General features: G+C 36.5%; 1 protein-coding gene. It reads left to right on the top strand.

Translation table 11 applies throughout. The annotated features are described in order from the left end of the window. Window positions 1–113: 113 nt before the first annotated feature. Window positions 114–961, top strand: an 848-nt coding sequence (locus AB4623_RS23765) for a hypothetical protein (protein ID WP_372147492.1), incomplete at its 3' end; no start/stop codon positions are given.

A 961-nucleotide genomic window follows, 5' to 3' on the forward strand; every position in this document is an offset into this window, starting at 1 on the left:
ATAGAAAATAAATATATTTGGCTCAAAAATGAATCAAACTATAAATTTGGTCGTTTGAATGTTTAATTTTGAGGATATAAGATTGCGACAAACTTTTTCGATGTTGGTTCCAAATGTCTTCAAATAAAAAAATAGTTCGCTTTTTCATAGCGCTATTCGCGTTGCTTGTTCTTTCTGGCTGTCAATCTACAAAACCTGAATGGTATCTAAAGCCTAAAGTAGACAGTGACGAGTACATTTATGCAGTTTCTCAAGCGCTAACTCTGTCTCATGCTAAAAAAATTGCTGTAAACAACATCAACGAAAAGTTATGGACTCAAGTCGAGTCGTCTTTTTACATGAGAGACACCGTTCGAGAAACCAATGGTAAGGGTTTTTCAAATAGTCTAGTTGATAACAAAGTTAATACTAAGACTGAATCCTTGACCTTAAATGGTATCGAATATGTACAAATGGAAGAGAATGATCTTGGTGCGTTTGTCGAAGTAAGAGTGAAAAAGTCACTCGTGACTCAACAGTTGATTCGCGAAATAAAAGATCTAAACCGTAAATCTCAAATCGAACTTGATGCGCTTTCTCACGAAGATAAATTACTTTGGTGGTTAGACAATCGCAGTGTTTATCAAACTGAACACGATGCTTCTGTGCATATCGCGATGCTTTCATCTCTGAAGCCTAGTTATAAAGCTGACATCAGCGCAATCGAACTGCTGACTATTACACACCAAAAACTAAGCAGCCAAATTAACATCCGTCTCTCTTCAGATAGAGAGTCAAGAAAAGCAATTGAACTGCTGGGGAACCAGTTATCAGAGTTCAATATCGCGACCTCAACTTCAAAGAACAAAAACCAAACTCATGTGTTGAAAGTGGATTCTGAGCGTCGAAGAAACAAAGTCGGAGACGCGTATATTTCAACCTTGGTCTCTAATGTCAAAATTATAAATAAGAAATCTAAAAC

Source organism: Vibrio sp. 10N.222.52.C12 (assembly GCF_041474215.1).
GTDB classification, from domain to species: domain Bacteria; phylum Pseudomonadota; class Gammaproteobacteria; order Enterobacterales; family Vibrionaceae; genus Vibrio; species Vibrio crassostreae_C.